At 44.2% G+C, this 24,745-nt stretch carries 23 protein-coding genes; 2 read left to right on the forward strand and 21 right to left on the reverse strand.

All coding sequences use genetic code 11. The features are described 5' to 3' along the window. The 11 genes from bioB to KCTCHS21_RS26485 form a co-directional block, all read right to left on the reverse strand. Positions 1-999, reverse strand: a complete 999-nt coding sequence (gene bioB / locus KCTCHS21_RS26435) for a biotin synthase BioB (RefSeq protein WP_130615051.1) — start codon at positions 997-999, stop codon at positions 1-3. Between the two features lie 5 nt (positions 1,000-1,004). Continuing rightward, complete coding sequence (gene bioD / locus KCTCHS21_RS26440; protein WP_232057971.1) at positions 1,005-1,751, reverse strand: dethiobiotin synthase; 747 nt, start codon at positions 1,749-1,751, stop codon at positions 1,005-1,007. Beyond that, the gene (gene bioA, locus KCTCHS21_RS26445) at positions 1,748-3,079 is read right to left on the reverse strand and encodes an adenosylmethionine--8-amino-7-oxononanoate transaminase (RefSeq protein WP_232058271.1); all 1,332 of its coding nucleotides are present in this window, start codon (positions 3,077-3,079) and stop codon (positions 1,748-1,750) included. The genes bioD and bioA overlap by 4 nt, the downstream gene beginning before the upstream one ends. A gap of 349 nt (positions 3,080-3,428) precedes the next feature. Continuing rightward, positions 3,429-4,607, reverse strand: a complete 1,179-nt coding sequence (locus KCTCHS21_RS26450; RefSeq protein WP_130615055.1) for a DUF5050 domain-containing protein — start codon at positions 4,605-4,607, stop codon at positions 3,429-3,431. A 453-nt stretch (positions 4,608-5,060) separates the two neighbouring features. Continuing rightward, positions 5,061-5,642, reverse strand: coding sequence for a hypothetical protein (locus tag KCTCHS21_RS26455; protein ID WP_130615057.1), 582 nt, complete (start codon positions 5,640-5,642; stop codon positions 5,061-5,063). A 106-nt stretch (positions 5,643-5,748) separates the two neighbouring features. Further along, entirely contained in the window at positions 5,749-6,054 is a 306-nt protein-coding gene (locus tag KCTCHS21_RS26460; protein ID WP_130615059.1) for a hypothetical protein, read from the reverse strand. Positions 6,055-6,344: 290 nt separating this feature from the next. Beyond that, positions 6,345-8,207 (reverse strand): hypothetical protein, encoded by a 1,863-nt coding sequence (locus KCTCHS21_RS26465; RefSeq protein ID WP_130615061.1) that lies wholly within the window; start codon positions 8,205-8,207, stop codon positions 6,345-6,347. Between the two features lie 331 nt (positions 8,208-8,538). After that, positions 8,539-8,865, reverse strand: a complete 327-nt coding sequence (locus KCTCHS21_RS26470; protein ID WP_130615063.1) for a hypothetical protein — start codon at positions 8,863-8,865, stop codon at positions 8,539-8,541. A 165-nt stretch (positions 8,866-9,030) separates the two neighbouring features. Then, a complete protein-coding gene (locus KCTCHS21_RS26475) occupies positions 9,031-9,870 on the reverse strand; it encodes a GNAT family N-acetyltransferase (protein WP_130615065.1) in 840 nt (279 codons plus the stop codon). 563 nt (positions 9,871-10,433) lie between these two features. Continuing rightward, positions 10,434-10,568, reverse strand: coding sequence for a helix-turn-helix domain-containing protein (locus KCTCHS21_RS32140; protein WP_130615067.1), 135 nt, complete (start codon positions 10,566-10,568; stop codon positions 10,434-10,436). A gap of 134 nt (positions 10,569-10,702) precedes the next feature. Next, positions 10,703-10,999, reverse strand: a complete 297-nt coding sequence (locus tag KCTCHS21_RS26485) for a hypothetical protein (protein ID WP_130615069.1) — start codon at positions 10,997-10,999, stop codon at positions 10,703-10,705. Between the two features lie 288 nt (positions 11,000-11,287). Here KCTCHS21_RS26485 and KCTCHS21_RS31290 point away from each other — a divergent pair, with 288 nt between their 5' ends. Further along, positions 11,288-11,551, forward strand: a complete 264-nt coding sequence (locus KCTCHS21_RS31290; RefSeq protein ID WP_232057972.1) for a hypothetical protein — start codon at positions 11,288-11,290, stop codon at positions 11,549-11,551. Between the two features lie 206 nt (positions 11,552-11,757). Continuing rightward, positions 11,758-13,809 (forward strand): serine hydrolase domain-containing protein, encoded by a 2,052-nt coding sequence (locus KCTCHS21_RS26495; protein WP_130615074.1) that lies wholly within the window; start codon positions 11,758-11,760, stop codon positions 13,807-13,809. Positions 13,810-14,073: 264 nt separating this feature from the next. Here KCTCHS21_RS26495 and KCTCHS21_RS26500 read toward each other — a convergent pair whose 3' ends face one another. The 10 genes from KCTCHS21_RS26500 to KCTCHS21_RS26545 form a co-directional block, all read right to left on the reverse strand. Next, positions 14,074-15,294 (reverse strand): hypothetical protein, encoded by a 1,221-nt coding sequence (locus KCTCHS21_RS26500; RefSeq protein ID WP_130615076.1) that lies wholly within the window; start codon positions 15,292-15,294, stop codon positions 14,074-14,076. Positions 15,295-15,616: 322 nt separating this feature from the next. Then, positions 15,617-16,039, reverse strand: a complete 423-nt coding sequence (locus tag KCTCHS21_RS26505) for a hypothetical protein (protein WP_130615078.1) — start codon at positions 16,037-16,039, stop codon at positions 15,617-15,619. Between the two features lie 31 nt (positions 16,040-16,070). Further along, positions 16,071-16,961 carry an ABC transporter permease gene (locus KCTCHS21_RS26510; protein ID WP_130615080.1) on the reverse strand — a complete coding sequence of 297 codons (891 nt, stop codon included), beginning with the start codon at positions 16,959-16,961 and terminating at the stop codon, positions 16,071-16,073. Between the two features lie 18 nt (positions 16,962-16,979). Continuing rightward, on the reverse strand, positions 16,980-17,984 hold the full coding sequence (locus KCTCHS21_RS26515) for an ABC transporter permease (protein WP_179952643.1): 1,005 nt from the start codon (positions 17,982-17,984) through the stop codon (positions 16,980-16,982). Then, a complete protein-coding gene (locus tag KCTCHS21_RS26520) occupies positions 17,978-18,970 on the reverse strand; it encodes an ABC transporter ATP-binding protein (protein ID WP_269472733.1) in 993 nt (330 codons plus the stop codon). Before KCTCHS21_RS26520 ends, KCTCHS21_RS26515 begins: the two co-directional genes overlap by 7 nt. A 2-nt stretch (positions 18,971-18,972) precedes the next feature. Further along, positions 18,973-19,959: an ABC transporter ATP-binding protein gene (locus KCTCHS21_RS26525; protein ID WP_130615084.1), complete on the reverse strand. Its 987-nt coding sequence runs from the start codon at positions 19,957-19,959 to the stop codon at positions 18,973-18,975. A 112-nt stretch (positions 19,960-20,071) separates the two neighbouring features. Then, the gene (locus KCTCHS21_RS26530; protein WP_130615086.1) at positions 20,072-21,724 is read right to left on the reverse strand and encodes an ABC transporter substrate-binding protein; all 1,653 of its coding nucleotides are present in this window, start codon (positions 21,722-21,724) and stop codon (positions 20,072-20,074) included. 21 nt (positions 21,725-21,745) lie between these two features. After that, positions 21,746-22,120 (reverse strand): Rieske (2Fe-2S) protein, encoded by a 375-nt coding sequence (locus tag KCTCHS21_RS26535; protein WP_130615088.1) that lies wholly within the window; start codon positions 22,118-22,120, stop codon positions 21,746-21,748. 33 nt (positions 22,121-22,153) lie between these two features. Then, positions 22,154-23,413, reverse strand: coding sequence for an amidohydrolase family protein (locus KCTCHS21_RS26540; protein ID WP_162309389.1), 1,260 nt, complete (start codon positions 23,411-23,413; stop codon positions 22,154-22,156). Then, on the reverse strand, positions 23,343-24,695 hold the full coding sequence (locus tag KCTCHS21_RS26545) for a M20/M25/M40 family metallo-hydrolase (protein WP_130615092.1): 1,353 nt from the start codon (positions 24,693-24,695) through the stop codon (positions 23,343-23,345). Before KCTCHS21_RS26545 ends, KCTCHS21_RS26540 begins: the two co-directional genes overlap by 71 nt. Between the last annotated feature and the right edge of the window lie 50 nt (positions 24,696-24,745).

Consider the following 24,745-nt stretch of genomic DNA (forward strand, 5'->3'; position numbering starts at 1 on the left):
TTAAAGGGCATTTAATTCAATCTCAAAGCCCAAATCCTCAATAATTTGATGATCAGCGGTAACGTCTTGGCCTGCTGTCGTTAAATAATCACCCACAAAGAGTGAATTTGCGGCGAACAGCGATAAGGGCTGCAGCGTACGGAGGTTGACCTCTCGACCACCTGCCACGCGGATTTCTTTAGAAGGACAAATGAAACGAAATAGAGCTAGTACCTTCAACGCTTTCATAGATGGCGTGCGGCCTGCATGCTCCAGAGGTGTTCCAGGTATCGCGTTCAGAAAATTGATCGGAATCGAATCCGCATCTAGCTCGCGGAGTGCATATGCCATTTCAACAATTTCTTGATTTGTCTCACCCATGCCGATAATGACACCAGAGCAAGGGGACATGCCGTGTAACTTTACCTTCTCCACCGTTTCAACACGTTGATCATAGGTATGGGTCGTCGTGATGGAAGGATAGTTGGCCTTACTGGTGTTCAAATTGTGGTTATAGCGATGTACGCCAGCTTCAGCAAGACGTTCGGCTTGATCGTCCTTGAGAATACCCAAGCATGCACAAATTTTCAGTGGCATTGTTTGACGGATTTCTCTAACCGCTTCCACTACTTGATCCAGCTCCTTGTTTGTTGGACCTTTCCCAGCCGCTACAATGCAATAGGTTCCGGCTTTGCGTGCCATCGCTTCACGTGCGCCTGAAAGCAACGTGTCTTTATCAAGCAGGGTGTATTTTTTAACCGGGGCCGTCGAAACAATCGATTGCGAGCAGTAGCCACAGTCCTCCGGGCAAAGGCCGCTTTTGGCGTTGATGATCATGTTCAGCTTCACTTTTTTTCCGTAAAAATGTTTTCTCACCTTAAACGCAGCCTGCATGAGCAGTAGTACCTCATCATTGTCGGCGTCGAGCACAGCAAGCCCTTCCTCTAACGTTAAACATTGTCCGTCCAATGCTTTTTGGGCAAGTGACAGCCAATCCATCTCCGCTGCAATAGTATTCATCTCAATCATCCTCCTATAGTTTGAACTGCTAATGCCTCTCTGATAGGCTCGAATTTTATGGTTTTTCGTACGGTATGTATCAACATCTCAGGCGTAGCTTCGGCTTGTAAACGGGGAAACCGACCGAGAACCTTAAGGCTGCTGTATTGTTCAATGAGTTGTGCATTCGTAGCAACGCTTGGATCATCATGGGGTTCCATTGACTCACCATCATTCAATATGACGCCAACAATCGGGACTTCACGATCCCGAAGGAAGGAAGCAGTCAGGAGTGTGTGATTAATTGTTCCTAAGCTAGAACGCGCTACAATTAATGCAGGTATCCGAAGCTCTGAGATTAAGTCCACCATGAGGGTGTCATCGGTCAGTGGGACAGCGACGCCGCCCGCGCCTTCGATGAGTAATGCCTCGTAACGTTTAGTGAGTGGTAAACCTGCGGCGATAATTTCCTTTAGCGTAAGATTTACCCCAACTTGCTTGGCGGCGAGCATTGGCGTAAGTGGAGCTTCAAATGTAAATGGTGCGACTGCCTCCGGCCGTTCGATGATTCCCGTGCTTTTCAGCAGCCATTCAGCATCGGTAAGTCCGCTACCAAGAAGAGCACCGGACTGAACCGGCTTCCAAACACCGGCATTCAGCCCTTCAGCTCGGAGCATAGCAGTAATGGCTGCCGTTACAACAGTTTTCCCGACGTCAGTGTCCGTACCTGTCACAAATAATCCGCGTATCGTTTCCATGCTCACTTTGTTCATGTAACCGAGCCACCTTCAGTGACGTGAATTATTGATTCCTCCAAAATATCTGTCATTGCATCAAGTTCAGCTTCACTACTAACAAGTGGAGGGATGAAGACGATCACATTTCCGAGCGGTCTCGTTAGCATTCCGAGCTCTCTGGCCCGCAAGCTCGTGCGAACACCAATTCGCTCTGCCCAATCGAACGTCTCACGTGATATCTTATCGCGTACGAGCTCTATTCCGATCATCAGTCCTTTTTGTCGGATTTCACCAACATGCGGGCGTTCTTTAAGCGCTGCGAGCTTACGCTCAACAAATGATGCCTTAGCTCTTACTCCTTCGATCATGTTGCGCTCTTCCATTAGCTTCAAGCTAGCCAAAGCAACGGCACAGCCGAGTGGGTTTCCTGTGAAGGAATGACCGTGGAAAAATGTTTTCTGCTCTTGGTAATCGGCATAAAACGCTTCGTACACCTCGTCAGTCGCAAGCGTCGCTGCCACCGGCAAATAGCCGCCGGTCAGTCCTTTCCCGATCACCATCAAATCAGGTGAAACATCTTCGAGATCACAAGCGAACATAGCCCCCGTTCGACCGAAACCAGTCGCCACCTCGTCAGCGATGAGCAGTACGCCATACTTGCGGCACAGATTGGCCATCTGGCTTAAACAGCCTGGTGGCATGACTATGATGCCACTAGCCCCTTGCACTATGGGCTCCACAATGAGAGCCGCAATTTCATCCGCCCGAGTCTCTAGCAAATGACGTAGTGCGGTTAGCGTATCTTCCAATGCCCCCGCCTCACCGCCATCATGGCGATATGAGTAGGGATATGGAATGACGTGGGAAGGAAATAACATGGGGCGAAACACGTCATGATACAGAGGTATTGCACCGACACTCACTGCTCCAACTGTATCTCCGTGGTATGCTTGATTCATCGTGATAAACTTCGTTTTACCTCGTATTCCCTTGTTATGCCAGTATTGAAACGCCATTTTGATTGCGATCTCGACCCCGGTTGCTCCTGAATCTGAGTAAAACACTTTATTTAATCCTTCCGGACTTACCCCCACCAGCTTTTCTGCAAGCTCGATTGCGGGTACATTGGACATTCCGAGAAGAGTGGAATGGGCGACTCGCCCTAACTGCTCCGTAATTGCCTGATTTAGCTCCGGAACATTGTGTCCATGTACGTTCAGCCAAACGGATGAGAAACCATCATAATAAGCGCGTCCTTGCACGTCATACAGCATGATGCCTTCGCCACGTTCAATAATGAGTGGATCAGAGTTGTTGTAATCTTTCATTTGAGTAAAAGGATGCCATAAGTGATCCTTATTCATCGCAGCAAGCCGTTCGTAATCCGTTATCACAAATTATCACCATCCGTTAATCATTTAATTGTTAACCATAATATTTTATATAGGTTAACAATCGGATTTGGTCATTCTAGCAGACCCAGACGCCTCTGTAAAGAGAATTCAAAGTGAAAGATGGAGAATTGGCATCACCCGCTGGTAGGAGAATTCTGTACCGTTACCAGTAAGACGCTCAAAAATTTGGGTAAACGAGGTGTCCAAAAACTAAGAAATAAAACATCAAAAAACCCTTCTGCATGAATCACAAAAGGGTCAATCTGGAAATATTTAAATTATTGATTTACGAACTGATATTGCGCTAATCTAGCATTATTTATCGATTGATCAGCGTCTTCTCGGAACCATCAAGCTTCATTCTGTAGTCCCCAGCAGGAGAACCTTTTGAATATTTTACATATCTCATATAGTCACCGTAAGCTCCCAACGGTAAAGTCGGATAATCTGTAAGTTTTTTCTTCCCGCTTCCGTCTATGCGAATCCTTGACATGGACCCGTTAACTAAATCCCCTTGCTGAAAATATGCCCAGCCGTTAAGTACCATCACGATTGCTCCGCGGCCATCCCCGAGCTTGCGAAGATTCGTACCGTCCACTCCAACACGATACATGTCGCCTAAGGATGAGGTCTTGCCTTGTTTATTAATGGTATTAAAATAAACGATGTCCGAATCGATGATAAGACTACCCGCAACAGGCATGGAAGCCATTTTTTTCTTGCTTTTCCCGTCCAACGTAGATCGGTAAAGGTAAAAATTATCGGATGAATTTATATAATAAATGTATCCGTTCTTTATCGCTAATGGCTCGTTAGCGCTGAGGTAAAAAGCCGTGAACTTGATTTCTTTATAACTCTTAGGCTCTGCTCTGAGGTTAATTTCTTCATAACCCGTAATAATTTTTTCAACCTTTCCGCCTTTAGTTGATATGCGGTAAAGATCCGATAAAGGTACGCCTTTTGCATTTCTTCTACCAAAACCCTGAATGTACACCCAGTCGTCTTGTATAGCAAGAACTCCACCGTCTTTAAGTGGCTTTCCATCATTCAAGGCTGCCAATTTAGTCTCTTGAGTCCCATCCTTCTTTATTCGATAGAAGAAGAATTCCGATTGCTGCTGGCCCTGATCATCAGGCCATCGATAGTAGTAAACCCATTCGCCAACGATATCATATATTGTCGTTAAATTATCCTTCGATAGTTGATCTAAAAAACTACCTTCTTCAAACAACTCGACAATGCTTTTGTCACGATTGATATAATAAGGCTTATTTACCTTCTGTTTGCCAGTACCGTCCGTATGAATTCGATATAGACTGGTCTGGTCCTTAACACTTGGCAAATAATAAATCCAACCATCTTTAATAGTAATGGGCAACCAAAGCTCTGTCATGAGTTTGGACAACTTAGTAGATGCGCTATCAGCCGCAAATGAAGGTTGTGGGATTAATAGTACAGTTACTAGTAACAAAAGAATAAGCCGATTTCGTCTTTTCAAGTTATATTCCTCCGCAGTTGATCGACAATAATATCCCTAACTAGACAGGATTAATTTTCATCTTAACATAAGTTAACACCCTTATCTGTCCCTCTATCTATCTATTTAAGCTATTCATATCTCTTATTTTTTGATTAATGTCATCTAAGGATCTTTGAATTGATTCCATCCTTTTAATTCCCGAATATTGATTACCAATAATCCCAACAAGTCCAATAATAAGTACAATAGTAAGAAGTACAACCATTTAATCTTCCCGTCCTTTGAGTGCTTTTTAAGTTTTGGCGTATCTTTCAGATGATGCTATATTCAAAAAGTTCATAAGATTATCCAACTCAGAAAATATTCGAGAAACGATTGAACTATCCTACCAGTTAGTTGAGCAAAATGGGCCTGCACTCCATGAGATTCTTTTGCCATATCGACACGAGATGGTCTTCAATGATTAACTATTTACCTCTTTAACTCTAAATAATTCATATTATAATCTTCTCCTAAGAAGTTCATCACTCCAGAAAATCCATTTAATTCCCACTCTCCACTTTTGTTTGGAGTAAAAATGTATTCTCTTTTCCAATCCTTTAACTTCTCATCATCACCAACATATTCTTCCTTAACGCTTAATCTAGTTTGATTAAAAAACTCATTCTCGAAGTAACTCTTATAGATGACCGCATTTGTTATCGTTATTCCTTTATGAAAGACAGTTGGGTATAATGTTTTCTGTTGTACATACATATCTGACTCGGGATTAGAATCCATATTATTGTTAAATAATATAGATAGAATATCCTTAGCATGGACTCCAAACTCTTCGGTAAAAGATTTCTCTAATTCCTTATACTCCAGTTTTGACACCTTTTCTCTCAACGCTAAATCAATGATCATTTTTTCTTTCTTCTCAACCATTTCAATTGCAGTGTTTATGTCGAAATCAATTGTTTCTTCTTTTATCGGCTTTAATTGTTCAGATTTTTGACAAGCCGATAAAAACAAAATAACCATAACAAGTAAAAATAAGTAGAACTTCCTCATAACTAGATACTCCCCTACAATTACACTCTTTTTTAATGTATATATATTATATTTTATACCATCTAATAAATAGTTGAACAAACGTGTCCCGTTAATGTCCAACGTTTTAATTACCATTTCTTTGATTTAGTTCTTCTAACAATAATCTTGCTGTGTATAGCACATTACCCTTATATGCTTCTAGTTCATGTAGCCTTTCACTTAAAGCATCTTTGTTCCACAAATGATAATGGGCAGGTAAAGGAATTTGAGACAAATTGGTATAATGCTCACCGAAATCTATTCCAATAAATTCATGACCTTGATGCCATAAAGCGTCTAGTTCAAGGCATCCAAGAATGATATTTGTCGTTCCATTTATCATATCATTGAGAATCTGGATTACCTTTTTTTTGACGAAATCATCTATCATTTACATGCTTCCTCTTAAAAGACTTTATTCCATTATTTTATACCTTAACTTATATTACCAGGCTGCCGACTGCGTCGGTAGCCTCGTTCTGGTTGCACAATGAGCTCTTGTGCCCATTAGTTGAATCACTTTACAACAAATCGTTCGTTCAATAACCATTCTTCTAAAAGAGTCCGACCTAACGTTATGGAATATGAACTATTTTCTTCAAACACCGTTCCTTCGATAACGGCACGATGCCAGTCGACTGATTCCACAGGGCAATAACGTATCCAAAGATTCTATTCGATCTAGTCCATTACACTTACGGACAGTAGCTTGCCGTCTTCCTTAGATTCCTTATAAGTAATTGGAAGCATTCCGTCCGGGAACGGTACCTCGAACCGGTAAACACCGATCTTTTCATCGCTTTCGTCCAGTAGTTCTCTGCCTTCATAACCCCCTTGAACGCCAGCCTTGGTCATTAGCTCCAGGGTTCTCTGCAAGGTGGCACCTTTATACCGGCCATGCAAGTTGTCTGTCCACGTCAGTTCATCCCAATCGGGGGCTTTCACGTTTAAGCCGGCCTGCCGCATCGTCTCCAGTAGATTGACGACCATCCGCCCATCTCCTTCCTGCATGGCACAAGCAAGCGCCAAGTAAGATCGGTTAATCGTCGCAATGTAATTCGTTTTGTTTTTGGCGGCAAGCAATTTAAACAGATTCTCAGTACTCTGTTCTGTGGTGAACCAATAAGCGTGAAAATCCATTGGATTCATTTGGCTTGTTCCTGGGATCAAATACCGCCCGTCATCCGAAACACGGAATACCTGTGAGATATCAAAGCGCGTTGGGTATTGCATTATAAATATATGGCTGCCGTCCCCACTAATCATGATTTGAATGGACAATGGCTCACGCGGCCGCTCCCCTCCCGGTATGATTGAAGCAGAGCCACTCATACTTGAGTAGTAGAAGCTGCCATTGTTAGCTGTCTCCCGGACAAGTCGATATATTAACCGGCTCTTGTGCATGATCGGCTTCACGTCAATGAAGGTTGAATTCCCTTGTACAGTGCGAATTTCCTCATTCACCTGCCACGTAATGTCGGCTATTCCTCGCAGTTCGTCAGGCTTCCGCTCGCCGGACAAGTCCGGAAGCCTTATGGCAATGCTGTAATCTCTAGTCTGCCACTCGTAAGCGGTATACTTCTGCTCTGACGCATAGAATACGTCTGAGAAATTCGTATTGTAGGAGAAACCCTCGATCCGATTTTTACTACCGATTTCAAACGCACTTAAGTGCCTGCCAGAAGCTGCAAAAATACCCACCGAGACTAGTGCCGGTACGAGCAACACAATCATAGCGTTTACCATTCTACTAGCGCGATTCTCCCCGAATGGCAGATCCGGAGTCTGTTCACCGTCCAGCTTTAGTTTCACTGCTAGCTTTCTCATAAGCTCACCGATCAGTAAGGTTCCAATACATGCGTAAGCGAGCAACGGTACCGCGTATCCCCATGGAGATGTCAGTGACCGGAATAGGCTGACAACTAGCGTGCAAAGCATAGCTAGCAGCGCAAGTGGCAGCAATGTGCCGAAATAGCGCCGAAACATGCGTGGCGCCTTAGCCAATGCATCACTAAAAGTGATATTTTGGAGGACAATCAAATATGGTGTAAGCGAGTAGAACATTAAAGCAATCATCAATATAAGCCCAAACGGGAAAAAAGATAGAGCGAGGTAAACAACCAACGCGCCAATCACGTTTTGAAAGATAGACCATGCTATCATATCGCCGAAATACCTGCGCCCATACGTGATCAGAGGGACTGTCTTACGGTTCAGAACCCATCCTTTCAGACCGCCGAGGTACATGCCCCGGATAAAACTTTGCAATCCCATTACAGCCGCAGATACAATGAATGCCGTGATTCCCCATACTTGCGCCCCGGCCTGAAGATACGTGTATGGGATTTTTAGGTCCGTTAGTGACGGCATATATAATGGAATGGTCGCATTGAACCCGACTGTCTGCACAGCAGCACCAGTTGTAGTTACTAGGGACTGAGAATAAGGAAATATGGAAAATCCATAATAAATGCCAAGTCCGACTAGAGCTGTGATAAGCACTTCAAACACCATCACCAAAACAATCAAACGTGTATAGGCCATCTTTACCTCCTTGTATGATCAATTCCCATGTTCCCCTCAAGTTACTACTCCCAATATTTAACGCAATTGGAGAGTAATTGTTTCGCTTACCTGCCCGTGGGACTTGTCAGTATAACAAGCGATGCTAAGTAGCGACAAGATGAACTCATAGGGTTGCCGGAAAATCTATTTCAAGGAGAACTTGTATGAATCCTATTTTCGGTCTAGATATCTGTACCCACATAGATTTAATCTGCTTCATTGGTAATGTTGACAAGCTATTAGCTGGTATAGCTCAAAAGCTACCGATTATCGGTAGCCTTTTTTTGTTGTGCTATCGTTTCCCGTTAGGTCAACATGGGATCAGATTTTCGCCAGAGAGTTTAAAGCTTAATGGTGAACCTCTTCCCCTAGGGCTCCAACCCTGCTTGATTGCCTTTGTAATGATAGTTGCAACTTCTGCAGGTTTCACAATCTTATTATTCAATGACTCAACGTTCGGAAATTCAATCCAAAATTCATTAATATCTGATTCTATATTAACCCTAATTAATTGTCCCTTATATTCATCGTGTTGCACATTTAAAACAAGAATACCCTTCACTAAAGGAGTGATTACCCAATTAAATGTTTCTTGTCCGACACTGATCTTCCTTGATCCATTTTTACTAATTGTCATAATTCAACCCCATCTAATAGTTAGTTGAACTAACGTTCCCCGTTAGCGTAATGAGAATCGGAATTTATTGGTATAGCATTTCTCGTCCGCAGTTGAAGCTTTAGATGGCATCACGGAAGGGGAATGGCTTTGAAGAAAGGGGAAAGCCTGAGGTTTAATAAAGAGTCATGTCCTACTCGGTTCATGCAAAATTGGAGTATAGATCGAAGAGAACAAATTGTATTTTTTATTCTCTTTGAATCCTAATTTTTGTGCCATTCGAAATGAAGGCACGTTCTGAGTATCGCAAGTCCAATTCGGTATTACACCTCGATTCAAACAATCCCCAATGAAATTTCTCGCAAGTTGAAAGCCAAAACCCTGACCTCGCGCTGATTTATTCACATGGATGGAGAGCTCTGCCAATCCGCCCCCAATAAATGCAGCATGACACAGTCCTATCCCTTGTCCATCTGATGAGAAAGCGACCCATCCAACATCATGCTGTAGATATTTTTCTATACTTCCCCAAAGACCTTCTATCTCTCTACGTAGTGGTTCATACGACTGAAGCATCGCTGCATCCATTCTAAACATGCCTTCGTCATTTTCGACTAGTCCTAGACTTTCGAAAACATGACGGTCAAATTCAAATTGTGTCCTACTAATACAAAAAACCTTGTAACCGAATACGCGAAAAATGATTTCATCCCATGATTCGGAGGCGGTTGACCAGAATAATCTAAAGTCATTGGCAGAACCATCTACGAAAAAATGATCTTTCATCGTAGCAATAAATCCTTCGTTAAACGCTTTATTAACAGCATCACCAATCAAACGTCCCCCGATAAAATCGCTGGACATTACAGCGGCACACTGAGGATGATCTTGGTTATCTACATAAACGATTCCATCAATCGTTTCTTCTAAAATTGAGAGTGGAAAGGGCGTAAATGCCGATTCCGCCCCAGATAATAATCCCTTAACAACATGATACTGATCTCTTTCAATGCGAATAAAAGACATTTAGGCACTCCTCCGTTATGGTTAAAGTGACGCATACAAGAAGGTTTGTTTCGTTTCGAACAGGGGCCGTCTGCGGCAGCCCCAGCACTATAGTTCCCAGTTAGTTGAATGTCCGTACTGTTTATTGCTGTACGGCTTTTAGTGAATCTTCAGTAGGTTTTCTATTTTTCTTAGCCATTTAGGCTTATAAAAGTAACTTGTTGGTACACCATGATAACCTTCATACATCTTTTTTAAATGCTCTATGCGATTTCTTGGTGAAACTGTTGGTATTAATGCTACGTCATTAATAAAGAACATATCACAGGGCATACATTTCAAGTAATCTTCCGTTACACTTGAATCAAACCAATTCAATTCATTTCCACAGTGAGGGCAAGATATTGCGTACTTATTTTGTAGCCATCTTATTAACGCCATCACTTTCAACCTCAATTCTTGAACTTTCCCGTACTATAAGAATTCGTAAAATGATTAGACTATCCTGCCCGTTAGTTTAATGATGAGACCGGAGTATATTGGTTTACTCAGTCTTGCAACTCTGATATTAAAACTTTCTATGGCTACTTAATATGTAAAAGCCAGTTTAAATCGATATTAAACTGCTTTCTAAGTTGAATCAATGTGTCTGCAGCGGGTTTCGTTTTATCCTGCTCGATCTCACCCAATCTTCCTTGTGAAATCCCGATTGTCTCCATTCAATACACCTCACCAATAAAAATGGTCATTCTGAAAATGACTTTTCAGAACGACCCAGGATGTACTTGCTTATTCAATTGAAACAAAACTTTATTGTAATTTTATTGAGCTATCGTACCCGTTTAGTTTATTACTAATCGCCATTAATTTGAACTCGTTGGACCTTATTATCAGATAAAGCTTCAAGCAACATATGGAATGCTTTTTGATGTTCGACAATCATGAGGGACTTATAGTTTTTCAAGTCAGTTACGAGTCCTTCCAGTCCTTCTCCGCTGAACTCCGCATTGGTACTATAATTGTCACTGAGCTTTCTCAAGCTCTTCCAACGTTTATGGGATGCAAATATCGCTTCATGTAATTCTGCTTTTATTTCAAGTATCGAAACAAGACTGTTTTTATTATCGTACAATAAAATATCTAAGCCCATAAGGTTCCTCTCTCGTAACTAAAATTACTTTACCAAATCCCATTGTATCACTACATAATCTGCCCAATGATTAAAAGTTGGCCACAACGCTCTGCTGACCTTTAGCTTAATTAAGCACCGTCAGTCTAATACTTTATTTTACTCTAACACATTATTTTCTTCTGACAATTAACTCATATATTATTTAAATCAAGGATTGCTTACTAAGTTGTCGATTGTGCTGGGAACGAAAGTTAATCCGCGTTAATAGTTGATTTTCAAAGTGAGGTTATTTTTATGGCAATTTGCTTGAACTTCGAGTTAGTAACTGTAAGAGGAACTATTGCAGTATATCGATTTGGTGAATGTCTAAAGGAACTTAATGGTGAATTTGAGGTTGATCTACCAGGGTTGATACATGGCGATATTTCAATGAAGGCCCCCATCTGTAAAGTAGTAATATTAAAGAATAGGAACCAGTCACAAGCAGCTGCGAACAAAGTGTTTGGTAAGATCTATAAGTACTTTCTTGAACATTACGAGTACCCAACAAAGGGCGGATACTATGCATAATTAACCAATACTACTCTATTATGCAGCAGGCCTTAGCATGAGCTCAACTGTCTACTACATATGTAAGATAGAATTAAGGTTAAGTTTAATAGCACGTAAGACTGGACTGCTAGAATGACGGTAAGAAAGGAGAATCAGTACGGGCTAGAAATGAATCATGGAAATTCGTAATCATTCAAAATAAGAGACATAAGGATGTGTATGACATGAAAAAAGGATTCACATTGACGCTTGCAGCGGCCTTAGTTCTTACCCCACTTATTCCTACGAACGTAATGGCATCTAGCATCGCGGCTTCGGTTTCTTCTAAGACGCTAGAGAAGATTGCTTCTGAGAAAGCGGCGCTTCTAACTGAACAATATGGAATACCCAGCGTGCAGTATGCCTTGATCGATAATGGAGTGATTACAGTATCGGGACAATCAGGAATTAACGACATAGAAGGAAAAATCCCTTTAACGAAGGAAACCATCTATGGTATTGGCTCTACGAGCAAAATGTTTACCGCGTCAGCAGTCATGAAATTAGTGGATGAAGGTAAAATCAATCTCGATACCCCAGTCGTACAATATATTACGGACTTTAAGATGGAAGATGAGCGTTATAAAAAAATTACTCCGCGCATGCTATTGAATCATTCATCCGGTATTCAGGGTTCGAGTTTAAACAGTGCATTTTTATTCAATGATCCAGATACTTACGTACACGATTCGCTGCTAAAGAACTTGTCTACACAGAAATTAAAGGCAGAACCGGGAGCTTTTTCAGTGTATTGTAATGATGGATTCACGCTCGCAGAAATTCTTGTAGAAAGAGTCAGTAATAAGACATTTACTGCATTCATTCATGACAATTTTGCTGTACCTTTGGGTATGAACCATACTATGACGCCACAAGACATGGTAGAGACGAGCAAATTTGCCGGCCTTTACTCTCCTGCATATGAGGGCCAGCTTCCAACGGAGACGACTAATGCGATCGGTACAGGCGGAATCTACTCTACTGCGGAGGATTTGGTCCGATTCTCGCAAATCTTTACTGGGAAGAGAGCGGACGTACTCTCTATTAAATCAGCACAGGCTATGGAGCAAGAAGAGTATAGGAAGGGATTATGGCCCAAAGACGCTGATAACTCGATGGACTTCGGACTTGGTTGGGACAGCGTACGCTTATTCCCGTTCAATAATTATGGTATAAAAGCCCTCGTCAAAGGAGGAGACACACAGATGTATCATTCCTCCCTCGTCGTGCTTCCCGAGCAGAACATGGCGGCAGCAGTTATTACCTCAGGCGGTAGCTCCTCAATAAATCAGCTGCTAGCGAGTGAATTGCTCCTTCAGGCGATGAAAGAGAAGGGCACAATTAAAGAGATCAAGCCGGATAAATCATTTGGCAAGCCGGTTAAGGCTGACATGCCAAAAGATCTTGTGAAGTACGCAGGTTATTACAGCACTCAAGGCGATCAGTGGAATGTAGCTATAAAAGACGGGGAACTTTCATTGTCAGGAACGTTTGCTCCAGATCAGAAATTTATATATACAAAGGATGAAACCTTTGTCGATGAAGATGGAAACACAAAGGTTAGTTTTGTAAAAGAAAGCAACGGACGGACTTATTTGTGGATGAGCCAGTATATTTCGGTGCCTGAATTAGGCCAGCTTGCGTTTTCTGAATACAAGGCGGAGAAAGTGGAAGGTGTAGTACTGAATAAAGAAACGGCAGATGCGTGGGCCAAAAGAGAAGGGAAATCCTACTATCCAGTCAACGAGAAATTCAGTTCCGTTGCCAATATGAGCATTATTAGGCCAACAATAAAGACAAGCGAAGGCTATTTCAATGATATAAAAATAACAGGTGCCAATACGGCTGAGAGCCTGCATCAGATTCCTGGCACAGCAGGCCGAGATACACTGAGTATTCTTTTTTATGCTAAAGAGGGCGTAGAGTACCTTAATGCGGCTGCAACCGTGTATATGAGCGAGGACGGAGTGAAGCCACTGTATAAAGGCAAATCGTCGATAACTACGATTCAAGCGGATGGTTATGCCAGATGGTTCAGCGTTCCCGAATCAGCAGCTGGAAAGAAAATGATAGTCAAGATGCCAGCTAAAGGTGGTTTTATGGTATACGATGAAACGGGAGCACTAGTGAATAATACAGTCATTAGCGGTAAGAATGAAGTCGTACTGCCTGCGAATGGATATATCGTATTTGCTGGAAATGCCGGTTCTTCCTTCGGTATTACGTTAGTGAAATAGAGTGTAGATAAACATGGACTAAACTTATATACAAATTTGGTACTGTCCCAAAAGTCATCATGACAGAGTAACGTCCCTTTGTCCGTATTGTCAAAAAAAGAAACCGTTTCTTCGTAAAATGGGAGTACGACCTACCATTTACGAAAGGAACGGTTTCTTTGCAAGTTCTGCATCTCCTAGCCAAGTTCAACGAGAATATAATTACTCATGCTCTTGGTATACGACAAGCCGAGTTCCTCAAATCCTTGATTTTAGGGAGTGATCCTATGAAAATTCCAAATCTGACAAATTAACATAGTATAATCTTGGCACAAGTCCCTCTCCTGTGTCGGGGTTCTTATATCTCATTGTAATTAAGAGATTGTCATTCGTATTTCTCGAAATGTTGATGATATTGTACCTTTCGTCATCAACATTAAACGTTGTTTTTCTCAGCGTGCCGTCTTTGTAGTTTAGTAGATATAAGTCATTGTTTTTGTCGAACGATTGATAAAATAAACCCGAAAATTTGCTTTTTACAGCTTCTGAAGACATTTCAAATTCTGGATTAACATCCATAATAGAGCGTAGGGAGCCATTTTCAATTTTCCCTAAAAACCTTGTAATGCTAAAATTCGCATAGTAGATATAATCATTTGCAACGAGAAAATTTGATACTCCTTGACGTAATTCATTTTCGGGCGAGTCGGTAGAATGAGATGGAATCGTTGACACATCAACAGAACGCAGGAAATTCATATCATGGTCGTATACATCCAGGTACAACCTTGATTTACCACCTGATTCCATTTTCAACCGTAATAATGAAATTGTATTTTCGTCAGATGTTATCTGTCGGATAGCTTCTCCTATATTTGCTTTGTCATCAAAATCAAATTTCTTTAGAATCTTTCTCTCGTTCGTTTCTGTGTTAAATTCTTCTAACTCAGAACCGCCGGTAGCAATTAATCTATCCATTAACAGTTTATTTCCCACAGCTGTCATGGTGCTGAAGGGAAATCCACCTTTTTGAGAAAAAATAACGGACATCGTGTTACTGATTAAGTCCACTTTATAAAGATGGAGCGTTCTGTTTTTAATTTCCGCAAATTCACCAGTTGTGATAAACATGTATAAAGAGTTACCAATGACTGTTGTTTCATACTTTGCTTCGTATGAAAAATCTTTAACTGTACCCAATTTTATATTTTCTTTTGTTTTTAAAATGTAACGATAGTAATCCATATCGGTTATTGAGTCAACAGACCCATTCGGAATCTTATTGTAAATAATGCTGTCATCGGTTAGCACTAAGATTCCATAACGTTCAATTTGTCCGATTTTTGCATTGTTAATGTCATAAATTGAAATTTTTTCATTTGAAATCGAAGTGCTTGCGGTAATTGTTTGTTTAGAATCGCGTATTTTTTCGTTTTCGGAATTGTCATCACAACTACATAGAATCAATATACAAGCCAAGCCAAGCAAACCTATTATTTTTTTCAAACTACCTCTTCCTTTCGCAAAGCCATCAACTTGAATTCAAGAGGTGTTTTCTTAACAAATACCTCTTGATTGAGCCAAAGCCTGTTTATAAACGGTTTTTTTATTTATCATATCAAACATTTTTTGTAAAAAAATAATTCAAAACTTTGAAACTTCTTGATTATTCATAATGTTCATGCCTACAAAGAACAACATACATTTAAATCCATTTTTTGGCAATATAAAAATTGATATAATGTAGTGTAGTGCTTAATTACCTGAATTTTTTCAGACAAACTTATAGTGATGAAAATAAGGGCTCAACTTCAAAATGAGTGCTCAGTTAATCGACAGCCTCCGAGCGTTTCACTATGGGGCGCCAATCCAGACTTTTAGCCGAAATAAGGTACGGAGCGTTCACTATGAGCCGCCCATCCACGCTTTCTTCCGGAATAAGGTACGGAGCGTTCACTATGAGCCACCAATCCACTCTTTCTTCCGAAATAAGGTACGGAGCGTTCACTATGAGCCACCAATCTAGGCTTTCTTCCGAAATAAGGTACGGAGCGTTCACTATGAGCCACCAATCCAGGCTTTCTTCCGGAATAAGGTACGGAGCGTTCACTATGATCCACCAATCCAGGCTTTCTTCCGAAATAAGGTACGGAACGTTCACTATGAGCCACCAATCCACACATTCAGCCGCAATAAGGTACAGAGTACGAATCTGATCCCACAGATGTGACGAAAAAAGCAATCGTTCCATTGAGGAGCGATCGCTTTACTGTTTGAAAGCTTCAACCTTTATTTCTTGGATCACTCACGTCTCTTAGGCCATCGCCTAACAGATTGAATCCGATAACTGTGAGCATGATGGACAAGCCTGGAGCTAGCACTGTCCAAGGAGCCTTAAGTAGATAATCCTTGGAATCTGCTAGCATCTTGCCCCACTCTGGCTCCGGTGGCTGGGCACCCATACCGAGAAATCCTAGCGCGGCAGCTTCTAGTATAGCCGTACCGATAGACATCGTACCGTTAACTATGATCGGAGTCCAACAGTTAGGCAGAATATGCAGGAACAAAATCCGCCTGTCCTTCATCCCGATTGATCTGGCCGCCAGTACGAAATCTTCTTCCTTAAGACTAACGACCTTGGAGCGAATCAGACGACCGAACGTTGGCACATTAATGATAGCGATAGACAGCAGCGCGTTTTGCAAGGACGGCCCCAGCATGGCCACAATGGCGATCGCCAGCAGGATGCTTGGAAAAGCCAGCATAATATCAAACAGACGGGAGACGAGCATGTCGATCCATCTGCCATAATATCCGGCTAGCAGGCCCAGAATTGAGCCGACCACAACGGAGACAAGCACGGACGAAAGTCCAACCCAGAGCGAGAGACGTGCTCCATAGACGATACGCGTGTAGATGTCCCTTCCGCCATAATCCGTTCCGAACCAGTGCTTATAAGAGGGTGGCTGATTCGTATTGAGAAGATCCCCTTGATCGAAGGCGTACGGAGTAATCAGAGGCGCGAAAATCGCAGCAACGACAAAAATGACAAGCACGGTCAATCCAGCCATAGCTAGCTTATGGGCTCTCAGCACCCGCCACATCGTTAGTAGCGGCAGGTCCGGACCCTCCTTCAACACTTGAACTTGGTTGGCACTCTTTAGATTTCCCATAATCGGCCTATATTCTCCTTATTTGTTCTTGATCCGCGGATCGAAATATGCGTACAGAAGATCCACTATGAGATTAATGAACACAAAGATGACGGCTATAATTAGAATCCCAGACTGAATGACAGGATAATCACGGTTAGAAATTGCCGAGTAAATATAACGCCCAATGCCCGGCCAGCCGAAAATAGTTTCCGTGAGTACAGCCCCACCCAGAAGCATCCCCGTCTGTAGCCCAATCACGGTGAGCACTGGAATGAACGCATTTTTCAACGCATGCTTATATACCACGAAAAATTCGCTAACTCCTTTGGAGCGTGCCGTTCGAATATAGTCGGAGGTCATGGCCTCCAGCATCCCAGATCTGGTAATCCGAGCGATCATGGCCATGGGAATGGTTCCCATCGCGATACCCGGCAACACAAGATGCTTTAACACATCTACAAACTGATCATATCGTTGAGCAATCAGTGTATCCAGCATATAAAAGCCCGTAATGGCATCCACCGGATCGCGTACGTTAACTCTGCCAATCGACGGAAGCCAATGGAGCTTTTGGGCGAAAATCCATTGTTCCATCAGTCCCAGCCAGAACACGGGCATTGATACACCGATTAGGGCGATTAACATGGCGGTATAATCGAACCATGAATTTTGGCGCCAAGCAGATATGATACCTGCATTAACTCCAATAAAGACTGCGAAGAGCATACTGAATCCAGTCAGCTCGAAGGTAGCCGTCAGATACGGCCTTATTTCGCTTGAAATCGCCGTCTTGGTCTGTATAGATGTGCCCAAATCGCCGGTTGCGAGCTGCTTTAAATAGCTGAAGTACTGAACGTACCAGGGCTTGTCCAGCCCCAGGCTGGCATGGAGCGCAGCAACCGCTTCTGGATTGGCTTTTTGGCCAAGGATAATGACAGCCGGATCGCCGGGGATGGCATGAATGATCATAAAGACGATTATGGTCATGCCAAAAAGAACAGGAACGAGCATGGCAATACGACGCAAGGAGTAGGCTAGCAAGACGGAGTCCCCTCGCTTTCGGCTGGATCTAGATGGCAGGCGACCACGTGTCCGCATTCTCTCTCTATTAATGGAGGACTAACATTCGAGCAAAGCTCCATTGCATAAGGACAACGGGTGTGAAAAGCACAGCCGGAAGGAGCATGTGCGGCGCTAGGCATGTCGCCACCAAGCAAAACTCTCTCTCGCTTGGCGTCTGGATCGGAATTTGGAACGGCTGATAACAAAGCTTGGGTATAGGGATGCAGAGGTCGGTTGAACAGATCCTTCTTATCCGCCACTTCCACAAGCCGCCCCAAGTACATCACACCAACTCTGTCGCTTATATGTCGAACAACCCCAAGGTCATGGGAGATGAACAAATAGGTCAATCCAAAATCCCGCTGCAAATCCTTCATCAGGTTGATGACTTGCGATTGAATCGATACATCGAGCGCTGATACCGGCTCATCTGCTACAATTAGCTTCGGTCTTACGATTAGCGCCCGAGCGATGCCAATCCGTTGGCGTTGTCCTCCACTGAATTGATGCGGATAACGCCACGCTGCTTCAGCGGGTAAGCCGACGATTTCAAGCATCTCTCGCACGCTGCGCTTTCGCTCGCTAGAATTGCCCAAGCCATGAACGATCAGCGGCTCTTCTAATATTTTTCCCACCGTATGGCGGGGATTGAGTGAGGAAAGAGGATCTTGAAAAACCATCTGCATATCTCGTCGCAGCTTACGTAGCTCTTCCTTGCCAAGCTTCAGAATGTCCTGACCCTGGAAATAAACAGATCCTTCAGAAGGCTCGGTCAGCCGCAAAATAGATCGACCTGTCGTGGATTTGCCACATCCGCTCTCGCCGACAAGACTGAACGTCTCCCCTTGCCTAATGGTAAAAGAAACTCCGTCCACGGCTTTGACCATCCCGACCGTTCTTCCGAGCAGTCCCTTTTTGATAGGGTAATAGGATTTTAGACTTTTAACTTCAAGCCACTCGCCCAAATTCATTCCTCCTCCCCATTCTTCTGATTTAGCCAGCAGCGCGACAAATGGCCATCAGCTACTTGGAACAGCGGTGGATTCTGCTCCCTACACAGATTCATCGTATAGGAGCAACGGGAAGCAAATCGGCAGCCTTGCGTCACCGTTCCGAGAGCAGGCATGCTTCCAGGAATGGATGCAAGCGTGTCCCGATCATCACGACCTGGAGCAGACTCTAGTAAAGCTGTTGTATAAGGATGCTTGGGATGCTTCAGAATCGTACGAACATCCCCCTCCTCCACCACATGGCCAGCGTACATAACGAGAACTCTATTGCAGAACTCCGCAACGACTCCGAGATCGTGGGTAATGAGCATGATCGCAGTACCTGACTCTTCATTAAGGGAGCGAAGTAGATCCAGGATTTGTGCTTGAATTGTGACATCCAGCGCCGTTGTCGGTTCATCGGCAATGAGCAGACTTGGATTGCAAACCGTGGCAATGGCGATCATGACCCTCTGGCGCATGCCTCCAGATAGCTGATGCGGGTACTCGCGAGCCGCCTCCTCCGCACGGGGAATGCCTACCCTTTTTAAAGCTTCCACCGCAAGTCTCTTTGCCTCTTTCTTCCCCACACGGGTATGGATGCGAATCGCTTCTCCAATTTGGTCGCCAATCGTAAATACCGGATTAAGGGACGTCATCGGCTCCTGGAATATCATCGCCAGCTCATTTCCACGGAGTTGTCTCATTCGTTTGGAGGCGGTCTTCGTCAATTCCTCTCCTTTGAAGTGGATTTCCCCTTCTACGGCGATTTTACCTGGAGGTCCTTGCAAAAGCCCCATCACCGCAAGCGAGGTTATACTTTTGCCAGAACCAGATTCGCCAACAATCCCTACCCGCTCCCCTTCATGTATCGTCAAATCCAAATCTTCGATAGCCGATAGGAAGCCGTGTTTGGAGCCGAAAGCAATTCTCAAACGTTTAACTTCAAGAACAGGAGGATTCATGGGATCTTCCCTTTCTTTGAAAATTTTATAAAAAAATAAAGAGGTAGCCTCCAAGTCTGCATGGCAGCGAATTGGAGGCTCCTTTGGATGTTAGCTTTTATCTATCATTCTGCTATTGTAAGTCTACGTTGGCAAAACTCTCATTGGCACCGGTAGGAGAGATAACGAAACCGGAAACCTTTTTGGCAGCTGCAACGAAATAGTTCGCATGTGCAATCGGCACGAGTGGTGCGTCTTGGAACAGCAGCTCCTGAATTTTCTTGTATTGTTGCTCTCTCTTGGTGCTATCAGTCTCGACCTGTCCCTGTTGCAACAAATTGTTCACTTCATCGTTCTTGTAGCTGGTGAAATTATAAGTACTGTCTTTGTTGAATAAAGGGAACAAGAAGTTGTCCGGATCGGCTGTATCACTGATCCAGCCCGATAGGAACATATCGGTGTCTTTGTGAGAGCTTAGCTTCTCAATGTAACTTGCCCACTCCAATGTTTGAATCTTAGCGTCGATATTGATTTTTTTCAATTGCTCTTGTAACGCCTGCGCTACTTTCTCTCCGTTCGGCATATAAATCCGTGATACGGAGGTTGCCCAGATTGTGGTCTTGAAGCCGTCCGGATAACCTGCTTCGGCGAGCAATTGCTTCGACTTGTCCAAATCGACCGTTCTGTCCGTGATATCGCTGTTGTAGCCCATAAATACTGGAGGTATTGGGTTGATTGCCGGTGTAGCCTTACCTGCCCAGAAAGCGTTAATCAAAGCTTGTTTATCGACAATACCGGCGATAGCTTCACGCACCTTCACGTTGTCGAACGGCGCTTTACCAGTATCAAAGCCCAGATAGCCAACATTTAATGAAGGTGTTTCGAACAATTGAAGGTCACCGTTCTGTTGAACCGTATTCGCATCCTCCGGGTTGACGCCGTCGATCATGTCGACTTCCCCAGTCTGCAACGCCGTTAGACGAGCATTTTGGTCAGGAACGACTTTGAAAACAAGTTTATCAAGCTTTGGAAGCCCTTGCTGCCAGTAGCTCGCATTTTTCTCCAGTGTGATCGTGTCGTTTGCTTTCCAATCTACCACTTTGAACGGTCCTGTACCAACAGGATTTTTATTGAAATTGCTGGAAGTGTTATTCAGCGCATCCGGCGAAGCAATGCCAAAGTTCGGAATCGCTAGATTACTAAGGAACGAAGAGATCGGCTTAGTCAGCTTAAATTCCACCGAGTAAGGATCTACAACTGATACGCCTGCAATGACATGGTTGGCATCGCCCGAGTAACCGCCGAAGATGCTCTCGTAGTAGGGGAATCCTTCTTCGTTATGCAATGGATTGCTCTTGTCCATCCAACGCTTGAAGTTGAATGCGACCGCCTCGGCATTGAAGTCCGTTCCATCCTGGAACTTAACACCCTCGCGAAGCTTGAATGTGTAAGTCAATCCGTCTTCAGAAATGATCCAGCTCTCCGCAAGCTTAGGGGAGATTTTCTTGTTGTTTGGATCGTAGACGACCAGTGTTTCCAGAATGTTAACCGCTACGCGATAAGACTCGCCATCTGTCGTAGTTGAAAGATCCAAGCCCACCGAATCTGAAGAACGACCAAAAATCAAAGTTTTGCTGCCCTGAGAAGCTGCCGGGGAGCTAGGGTTGACACTTTCGCTAGGATTGCTACTTTCACTTGCATTTTTATTCGCTCCACTGCAGCCGCTTATAATAATCGCCAATGCGATAAGTCCAATAAATGTTTGTAAAATCCGTTGTTTTTTCATCTCTATCTCCAGTCTCCTCTTTTATCTTATGGGGGTCAATACATAAACGGTGTTATCGTCTACGTTAACCTTGTAAGTTCGAATTTTAACCTTCTCCAAGGCGAAAATATTTTGCCCGCTCTCCAACGAATATTCCCAGCCATGCAGGGGGCATTTGATAATCATATTATGACAACCGTAGACATGAGAGCCCGGTTCGCTAGGAACCATTGTTCCGCATACCGCGCCGTATTCAAGCGGCACTCCCATATGGGGACACCGATTCTGGATTGCGTACAGTTGGCCGTCCACGTTCAGAACGACAACCTCCTGCTTTCGGATCGTTATGACCTTACGCATCCCGGGAAGCAGTTCCCCCTCGGCGCAAACCTCATGCCGATTCCATTGTTCACTCATCCTTCTTCACCTCATCCCCATATCGGGCTTCCCTTACAGACCGAAAAGCTTTTTTCCGTTTGTGGAAAATATTTTCTCCTTCAACTCGGGGGAGAAGCTGCGGAATACCTGGTCCACGGGATCTCCATCCCAGTGTGGATAATCACTGCAATAAATCAGTATATCCTCTGCCTTGCTCATCTTAATGATTTCGTTCAAGTCACCAGGATGGAACGGTTCCTCAGAGGGCTGCGTACCAATTCTGATATTTTGCAAAATATACTCGCTTGGAAGACGCTTCAGCCAAGGCACTTCCTCACGCAAAGCTTTCCAGTTCTTATCGATCCGCCATAACAGCGAAGGTAGCCATGAGAAGCCATATTCGATAAAAGCAACCTTCAGCTTCGGGAATCTTTCGAACACACCTTCGCATACGAGGCTGATGATTTGCCTTTGTGCGACGAGTCCAAGCGTTGTATGCCACTCCATATACGTGGAGGCCGGTCCAACAGCTTGCGCAGGAGCGTACTCGCCCGAAGTTTCCGCATCCGGGTGCAAGATAATCGGCAGTCCGTAAGCCTCCGCGATCTCGTAGATCGGATAGAAATGGCGCTTGCCGAGCGGAATGTTGATATTTTGCAAATTAATGCCCACTACACCCGGTTTCTTCCCGATTCGTTCTATTTCCCGAACGGTAGCTTGCGGATCAAGAGGAGTTGCCATCATCGTCATTCCGAATCGGGAATCGTATTTAACCCATTCCTCGTAAAGGTAGTCATTGTATGTTCGATTAAATTCTACCGCCAAGTCCACGTCGTGATAGGCAGCCATGACGCCGCCACCGGCGTTCAGTACGGCGAATTTCGTATCATAGCGGTCCAGCAGATCCTTCACCAGAAACTCCTTGTCGGCACCCGGAATTCTCCCACTTGGAGGCACAGCGTCCGTGCGTAATCCATGCAGGGGGCCGATATTGTCGTATCTTTGAAAAGGTAGCTTGAACGAATCGCTAGTAAAGGTATTCTCTCCGAACGAGCTATTCTTGAACTCTCCGATTCGAAGTCTCTTACGCAACGTCTTGTCCGAATAGGGAACCAATTCCTCCAGAGAGCTCATGAAAGGGTGAACATCTGCGTCAATGAGTCCTCCTGTAGTTAACACTTCTTTGTCTTGATCCAACATATCTGCTAACCTCGCTTCGATACTAGATGCATGATCAACCCTCTGTTCGTTCTGAAAGGATTCAAAACTCGCCGATGAAGCGAACCATATATTGGAGTGCTTCTTCGAAATCACGAATGCGAATTGATTCATTCGGAGCATGAATGCGGTCATCCCACCAACCGGTTCCAATGGCGACTATCGGCATATCCTTACCTAAATACTGCGCAAACAAGTGCATCGGCCCAGTTCCCGGGTAATTAGGCAATAGCGCATATTTACCCTCGCCGTATACGGCTGCAGCTGTTTCCTTCACAACGCCGAGGAAAGGATGATCCATATCTGACCGGAAGGGATGACTCGAGCTCAACATCTCTACACTGATATCCGCAAACCCGTGTGCGTCCAAATGGAGTCGAATCTTCCGAGCGATATCCTCAGGGTTCTGACGTGGAACAAGACGACAATCGAGCTTGGCCTTTGCCCTTCTCGGGATGACCGTCTTCACTCCAGCAGCGGTATAACCGGATTCAATCCCGCAGATGGTCATCGTCGGCTCGAAAAGAAGAGCTGCTCTGGCATCCTCTGTTTCAACCGGCGACGTCGTCTTCATACCATAAAGACTGGAAGCAGCCGCAGTATCATAAGGATAGCTCCGCGCGATGTCCTTCAACGATTCGGACGGTTTCTCCACATCGTCATAGAAGCCCTCCACGAGGATTCGGTGATCGGCAGACTTCAGCGACGCAAGGGCTTGGACTAAGCGCCAAGCGGCATTGTCCGTTACAGGTGCGTAAGCCGAATGAATATCGATGTCGGCTGTCTCGCTCGTAAGCTCGAGATAACACAAGCCTTTGGCTCCCGCCACCATCTCCAGCTTCTCTTCGGCGTTCTTCTGCGCCCATTCCCACACACAGGCATCCGCTCGGAACAACGTAGCGTACTTGTCAAGATATCGGGGAAGCGTCGGCGAGCCGATCTCCTCTTCTCCTTCAATCAGAAACTTGATGCGGATAGGCAGACCTTTTTGCTGCAGAACGGAGATCGCTTGCAGACGAACAATGAGATCCGCCTTGTTGTCTGACACTCCCCGAGCGAATATTTTGCCATCATGAATCTCCGCTCCGAATGGCGGATAGATCCATTCTTCCAAAGGCTCCGGGGGCTGGACGTCATAATGATTGTAGAATAGCAGCGTTTTGTCTGGATTGCCTTGCGGACCCGGTTCAAATTCAGCATAGATGACCGGATTGCCACCCAGATCGTCAAGCACCTTAACCTGCCCACCTGCATCTGCTACCATTTCCTTGATAAGGTCAATCGTCTCAGAGATTCCTACTCCCTGGGCGCTAATGCCCGGCTGCCGACAGTATCGTTGCAACGTCTCAATAGCTTGCGAGAGTCGGCTTGACACCTGATTTTCATTCTCCACCATGACAGAGACTTCCTTTATAACAATAGTACATTTAACACACCTGCTAACTC

Origin of the sequence: Cohnella abietis, assembly GCF_004295585.1 — a bacterium.
Classification (GTDB): Bacteria; Bacillota; Bacilli; order Paenibacillales; family Paenibacillaceae; genus Cohnella; species Cohnella abietis.